Source organism: Microbacterium sp. UBA3394, from assembly GCF_002358725.1.
Taxonomy (GTDB): domain Bacteria; phylum Actinomycetota; class Actinomycetes; order Actinomycetales; family Microbacteriaceae; genus Microbacterium; species Microbacterium luteum.
Genome location: NZ_DEPK01000218.1, coordinates 9,411 through 16,075, shown reverse-complemented (window position 1 = coordinate 16,075; position 6,665 = coordinate 9,411). Strand labels below are relative to the sequence as shown.

The 6,665-nt window shown below is 70.7% G+C and carries 4 protein-coding genes and 1 pseudogene; 3 read left to right on the top strand and 2 right to left on the bottom strand.

From position 1 onward, the window contains the following. A pseudogene (locus B4E30_RS13395) lies at positions 1–517 on the top strand (1-deoxy-D-xylulose-5-phosphate reductoisomerase); the annotation flags it as partial. Position 518: 1 nt separating this feature from the next. Here the strand turns inward: B4E30_RS13395 and B4E30_RS13390 are convergent. Next, the gene (locus tag B4E30_RS13390; protein ID WP_286795574.1) at positions 519–2,174 is read right to left on the bottom strand and encodes a Mur ligase family protein; all 1,656 of its coding nucleotides are present in this window, start codon (positions 2,172–2,174) and stop codon (positions 519–521) included. A 61-nt stretch (positions 2,175–2,235) separates the two neighbouring features. Between B4E30_RS13390 and B4E30_RS13385 the strand changes: the two genes are divergently transcribed. After that, the gene (locus tag B4E30_RS13385; protein WP_286795572.1) at positions 2,236–3,561 is read left to right on the top strand and encodes a M50 family metallopeptidase; all 1,326 of its coding nucleotides are present in this window, start codon (positions 2,236–2,238) and stop codon (positions 3,559–3,561) included. Positions 3,562–3,598: 37 nt separating this feature from the next. On the opposite strand, the gene B4E30_RS13380 is transcribed toward B4E30_RS13385, so the two are convergent. After that, positions 3,599–5,512 (bottom strand): anthranilate synthase family protein, encoded by a 1,914-nt coding sequence (locus B4E30_RS13380; RefSeq protein WP_286795571.1) that lies wholly within the window; start codon positions 5,510–5,512, stop codon positions 3,599–3,601. 224 nt (positions 5,513–5,736) lie between these two features. On the opposite strand from B4E30_RS13380, the gene ispG reads away from it, so the two are divergent. Further along, positions 5,737–6,665: flavodoxin-dependent (E)-4-hydroxy-3-methylbut-2-enyl-diphosphate synthase (gene ispG / locus B4E30_RS13375; RefSeq protein ID WP_286795573.1), on the top strand; the 929-nt coding region annotated here is incomplete at its 3' end.

Here is a 6,665-nt window from a genome sequence, read left to right as displayed (position 1 = left end):
GGTGAACAAGGGCCTGGAGGTCATCGAAGCGCACCTGCTGTTCGATGTGCCGTTCGAGCACATCGACGTGGTCGTGCACCCGCAATCGATCGTGCACTCGATGGTCGAGTTCGTCGACGGATCGACGATCGCTCAGGCGTCGCCCCCCGACATGCGGCTGCCGATCTCTCTCGGCGTGGACTGGCCGCACCGCGTCGGCGGGGTGGGTGCACCCCTCGACTGGTCGAGCGCCACCTCGTGGACGTTCGAACCGCTCGACGACGAGGCGTTTCCGGCCGTTGCGCTGGCCAAGCAGGTCGGTCGTGCGGGATCGACCTTCCCCGCCGTGTTCAACGCGGCGAACGAGCAGGCCGTCGACGCGTTCCACGACGGCGCGATCGCTTTCACCGACATCGTCGAGACGATCGCCGCCGTGGTCGATGCGCACGAGCCTCCGACGGAGCTCACGCTCGAGACCCTTGCCGAGGCCGAGCGCTGGGCGCGTGAGGCGGCGGATCGCGCCGTCGCCGCGGCCTGAGTCAGCGCGACGGGCGCAGCGGGTCGGAGTCCGGCGTCTGGTCGTCGGGGTACGGCACGGGCCAGCGCGGTTCGGGCACCGGCCATCCCCTGTCGCGCAGAGCGCGGCGGGCGAGCTCGCGAGCCGAATACGGTGTGCGCACGCCGCGGATGTCGCGGTAGTCCTGGTGGCCGGGCCCGGCCCACAGGATCGCATCGCCGTCGCCGACGAGCTCGACGGCCTCGCGGATGGCGCGCTCCGGTGGTGAGAATTCGCGGATGTCCGCGTCGGGCCGCGCCCGGCGCGCGCCCTCGACGAGGCTCGCACGGATCGCGTCCGGCTCCTCATGGCGGGGGTGATGGTCGGTGACGATCAGGATGTCGCTGCCGTCGACGGCGGTACGGCCCATGTCGTGTCGCTTCGTGGTGTCGCGGTCGCCGTCCGCACCGAAGAGCATGAGGACCGTGCCCGGCGTGACGCGCCGGACGGCGGCGAGGGTCTTCTCGAAGGCGTCGGGGGAGTGGCCGAAGTCGACGTAGACGGCCGGGCCGGCGTCGCCGGAGACCAGTTCGGTGCGACCGGGCAGGTACGCCTCGATGCGGCCGCCCTCGAGCGCCGCGGTCAGCCGCTCCCACGGGTAGCCGGCCTCCAGGATCATCACGATCGCGAGACCCGCGTTGGCGGCCATGTGACGACCGATGACCGGCACGGTCGTCTCCAGCCGCCGGCCGTCGCGAGAGGCGAGCGCGAAGCGTGTGCCGCTCTGCTGCTCATCGATGATCTCCACGACCCAATCGGCGCCCGCGGCAGCGTCCCGCTCGTCGGCGATGTCGGGAGTGCCGATCGTGACAAACGGCACCTCGCACGCCGCGACGACGTCGGCCCCCGATGCGGAGTCGAGGCTGATGACGGCGCGTCGCGAACGGTCCGGGCGGAACAGCGGGAGCTTGGCCTCGAAGTACTCGGCCATGTCGGCATAGTCGTCGAGATGGTCGTGGGAGAGGTTCGTGAACCCGGCGACGTCGAACATCATCCCGTCGACGCGTCGCCGCGACAGCGCCTGCGCGCTCACCTCCACGGCCACGGCTTCGACGCCGCGTTCCCGCATCAGCGCCAGCAGCGCGTGCATCTCGTATGCCTCGGGCGTGGTCAGTCGCGACACGATGATCTGTCCGGCGATGTGGCGCTCGGCGGTGGACGAGAGTCCGGTCACCGCGCCGATCTGCGACAGGATGCCCTCGAGGAGGTGCGACACGCTCGTCTTGCCGTTGGTGCCGGTCGTGCCGAGCAGGAGGGGCAGGTCGTCGTCGGCGCCGGTCGCGTAGACACACGCGGACATGTCGCCGAGAGCCGCTCGCGGGTCGTCGACGACGAGCACCGGGATGCCGGCCGTGCGCGCGATCGCCTCTCCGGCGGCGTCGGTGACCACCGCGACCGCTCCGGCGGCGGCGGCGTCGGCCGCGAACTCCGCGCCGTGCCGGTTCATCCCGCGCACCGCGACGAAGACGTCGCCCGGTCGCAGGTCCGCGGTGGCGAGCGTGATGCCCGACAGCGTGACGCCGGTGAGGTCGTCCGAAGAACGCGCGCCGACCTCGCGCGCGAAGTCGGCGAGGCCGTGCGTCGGCGGATTCTCGGGCCGGAGCACGGGTGGCAGATGGGAGGCGGTGTCGGTCGGCATGGCGGCATCCATCCTCTCACCTCGCGGCCTCTTCATAGGCAGGCGCGAGTACCGTGGGTTCGTGATCGCATTCGTCATCGGCTTCGCCCTGCTCTTCGTGGGCCTCGCCGTGTCGATCGCTCTGCACGAGATCGGTCACCTGGTGCCCGCCAAGCGCTTCGGGGTCCGCGTGGGGCAGTACATGATCGGCTTCGGGCCGACGCTGTGGTCCCGCCGTGTCGGTGAGACCGAGTACGGCGTGAAGGCCCTCCCGATCGGCGGCTACATCTCCATGGCGGGAATGTATCCGCCCACTCCCGCCGAGCGTGCCGGCGAGGGACGCGCCGGCGGCGGATTCTTCGCCACGATGGTCCAGGACGCCCGTGCCGCGAACGACGAGACCGTCCACGGTGACGGCGACGATCGCGTCTTCTACCGGCTGCCGGTGTTCAAACGCGTGATCATCATGCTGGGCGGCCCGGTCATGAATCTGCTGCTGGCGATCGTCCTGTTCGCCCTGTTGGCCTCGGGCATCGGATTGTCCACGGCGACGACGACGGTCGCCGCCGTGTCGGAGTGCGTGGTGCCGGCGTCGGCGGCGGGCGCCGAGTGCACATCGGCCGATCCCGTCGCACCCGCGGCGGAGGCGGGGATGCTGCCCGGCGACGAGATCGTCTCGATCGACGGCACGCCCGTGGCGAGCTTCGACGAGGCGTCGGCGATCATCCGCGACGCCCCGGGCGAGACGCTCGAGGTGGTGGTGCTCCGCGACGGTGCCGAGACGACCCTCGCGGTCACCCCGCTGCTGACCGAACGCCCCGTGACCGATGAGGCCGGGCGAGCCGTCACCGACGAGAACGACGTCGCCGTGACCGAAGAGGTCGGATTCATCGGCATCTCGCCGGTCAGCGAACTGCAGCCGCAACCCATCTGGGCGGGTCCGCAGATGGCCTTCGAGAACGTCGGTGCCGTGGCGGGCATCATGTGGCAGCTGCCGGTGAAGGTCTGGGAGACCGGCGTCGACCTCGTCACCGGGGGAGAGCGTGATCCCGACGGGCCGCTGAGCATCGTCGGTGCCGGTGTCATCGCCGGTGAGGTCGCCTCCGCGGAGGCTCCGGTCCTGAACCGGGTCGCCGGCATCCTGTCTGTCCTGGCCTCGCTGAACATCGCCCTGTTCGTGTTCAACCTCATCCCGCTGCTGCCGCTGGACGGCGGTCACGTCGTCGTGGCGCTGTGGGAGGGGATCAAGCGGGCGTGGGCGAAGCTGCTGCGTCGTCCGCCTCCGGCGCCGGTGGATGCGACCAAGCTCGTCCCCGTGACCTTCGTCGTGGTCGTGTGCCTGATCGCGATGGGCGCCGTGCTGATCCTCGCCGACATCGTCAACCCGATCTCGATCTTCGGCTCCTGAGCGGCGCCGTCCCGCCGATCGCGGGTCTGCGCAGCGCTCAGGCGGAGGTGGGGGCGAAGGCCTCGGTCACCAGCCGCTCGAGGGTGCGCAGCCCGTCGCGCGACAGGATCGACTCGAGGTGCCCCTGCACCGAGGCGAATCCCGGCCCGCGCAGCGCATACACCGCGCCGGATTCGCCGTCGGCGGAGACCTCGGCCTCGCCGATGCGGCTGGTTCCGGCCGGCACCGTCGCGGTGAAGGTGTTGTAGAAACCGATCGAGGCGGGCTCGCCGAAGACGTCGACGCGCAGCTGCACACCCTGGTGCGGTCGGGTGAGCGGAGCCAGCTCGATGCCGAGGCTGTCGGCGAGGATCTGATGGCTCAGGCACACCGCCAGCAGCGGCCGCCCGGTCGCGCGCCGCATCGCGACGACCTCGCGCATCCGGGCGATGCGCGGGTTCTCGAGACCGCGGGGGTCGCCGGGGCCGGGACCGCACACGAGCAGCTCGGCGCTGACGATCTCTTCATCGGTGACGGCGTGCCACGGGGTGATGGTGACGTCGAGGCCCAGGTGGCGCAGCTGGTGCGCAAGCATCGTCGTGAACCGGTCCTCGGCATCCACCATCACCGCGCGGTGCCCGGTGAAGGGGCCGTCGGTGCCGCCGGACTGCGGATTGAGCCAGAAGTCGGCCAGGCGGGAGTTGCGCGAGGCGAGCAGGCTCGCGACATCCGGGTTCTCCGCGAGCCGCGCGCGAGGTCCGGTGGGAGCGTCGTCGTCGCCCGCGGAGCCCGGCGTGTCACGCGCGACGGCGCCGATCGCGCCGAGCACCCCGGCGGCTTTCCCGTGCGTCTCGCCGACCTCTCCATAGGGGTCGGAATGCCGCACGAGCGTCGCGCCGACCGGCACGCGCAGCGCCCCGTCGACGAGGTAGGCGGTGCGGATGAGGATCGGCGCGTCGAGGTCGTGCGTGGGCTCATCCGAAACCTGCGTCGCGCGGGGCGTGAACAGGGCGGCGACGCCCGAGTAGTACCCGCGCGGGGAGGTCTCGTGCCGGGCGATGACGGCGCAGGCGTTCTGCATCGGGGATCCGGTGACGGTGGGTGCGAACATCGTCTCGCGGAGGATGTCGCGCGGGTCGAGGCGGCTGCGTCCGCGCAGCATGTACTCGGTGTGCGTCAGCCGCGACATCTCCTTCAGGCGCGGTCCGGTGATGCGGCCGCCGTCGGAGCACACGGCGCTCATCATCTTCAGCTCCTCGTCGACGACCATGAAGAGCTCTTCGGTCTCCTTGGTCGATTCGAGGAACTCGCTCAGCGTCGCCACGGTGGCTCCGCCCTGCGGGTGGCGGAAGGTGCCCGAGATCGGGTTCATGGTGACCACGCCCCCTGTCGCGCTCACGTGCGCCTCGGGGCTCGCGCCGACCGCCACGTGGCCATCGGTCACGATGGCGAAGGTCCAGTAGGCGCCCTGCTCGTGCTCGGCGAGCGCGCGGAACCACGTGAGCGCGGCGACGCGCGGGTCGGCGTCGACCGAGGCCGTGAAATCACGTCGGATGACGAAGTTCGCTCCTTCGCCGCGGCCGATCTCATCGGCGATCACGCGGCGCACGATGTCGGCGTAGTCGTCGTCGGCGATGTCGAAGCCGGCATCGGAGAGGGCGACCGGCGCTCCGGGGAGCTCGGCGAGCACGTCTGCGCGCGGGAGGGAGGTGTGCTCGTCGACGAGCAGGCATCGCAGCGGGGCGCCGTCGTCGTGGCAGACGAACCCGCGCTCGCGCACCTGCCGGAACGGCACGAGAGCCAGCACCTCCCGGGGCGTGCCGTCTCTTGCGACCAGCGGGATGTCGCCGAGCAGGTCGACGTCCACGACCTCGCCGGTGAGCACCTCGACCGTGTCGGAATCGCGGGCGATGAGGGCGAAGGGAGCGTCGCTGGCGGCCAGGGCAGCGAGGGAGGGGGCAGACGTGCTCATCGGGTTCTCTCGTCGGATAGGCGGTCGGCCCTTGCAGAGAAGAGGACCGCCCGTGTCTGTCAGGGGCGGTCTGTCGTTCGCGCGAAACCCACCGCCTATGCGGTGAGCCACCAGTGACGTCGCGGGAACATGCGCCGAACCTACCACAGGCCGGAGCGGCCGCCCGCGGCCGTACGGGGTGCTCCACGGCGTACCCTGAAGAGGTGCCCGCAGTGAACATCGGTATGCCGAGTGTCCCCGACGTGCTCGCGCCCCGGCGCCGGAGCCGGCAGATCCGCGTGGGGAAGGTGCTGGTGGGCGGCGACGCGCCGGTCAGCGTGCAGTCGATGACGACGACGCCGACGACCGACATCAACGCGACCCTCCAGCAGATCGCCGAGCTGACCGCATCCGGATGCGAGATCGTGCGTGTCGCAGTGCCGAGTCAGGACGATGCGGACGTGCTGCACATCATCGCGAAGAAGAGCCAGATCCCGGTCATCGCCGACATCCACTTCCAGCCCAAGTACGTCTTCCAGGCCATCGACGCGGGGTGCGCGGCCGTTCGCGTGAATCCCGGCAACATCCGCAAGTTCGACGACCAGGTCGGCGCGATCGCCCGCGCGGCGCAGGACGCCGGCGTCTCGCTGCGCATCGGCGTCAACGCCGGCTCCCTCGACAAGCGGCTGCTGGAGAAGTACGGCAAGGCGACGCCGGAAGCCCTCGTGGAGTCGGCGGTGTGGGAGGCGTCGCTGTTCGAGGAGCACGACTTCCACGACTTCAAGATCTCGGTCAAGCACAACGACCCGATCGTGATGGTGAAGGCCTACCGGCAGCTCGCCGAGCGCGGCGACTGGCCGCTCCACCTCGGGGTGACCGAGGCCGGGCCCGCCTTCCAGGGGACCATCAAGAGCGCGACGGCGTTCGGCATCCTGCTGTCGGAGGGCATCGGCGACACCATCCGCGTCTCGCTGTCGGCCCCTCCCGCCGAGGAGGTCAAGGTCGGCCACCAGATCCTGCAGTCCCTGAACCTGCGCGAGCGCAAGCTCGAGATCGTCTCGTGCCCGTCGTGCGGGCGCGCGCAGGTGGACGTGTACACCCTCGCCGACTCGGTGACCGAGGGCCTCAAGGACATGACCGTGCCGCTGCGGGTGGCCGTGATGGGATGCGTCGT

Bases quoted from the DNA above. Each gene is read 5' to 3' on its own strand.
- B4E30_RS13390 (WP_286795574.1), bottom strand. From the start codon at position 2,174: ATGCCGACCGACACCGCCTCCCATCTGCCACCCGTGCTCCGGCCCGAG.
- B4E30_RS13380 (WP_286795571.1), bottom strand. From the start codon at position 5,512: ATGAGCACGTCTGCCCCCTCCCTCGCTGCCCTGGCCGCCAGCGACGCT.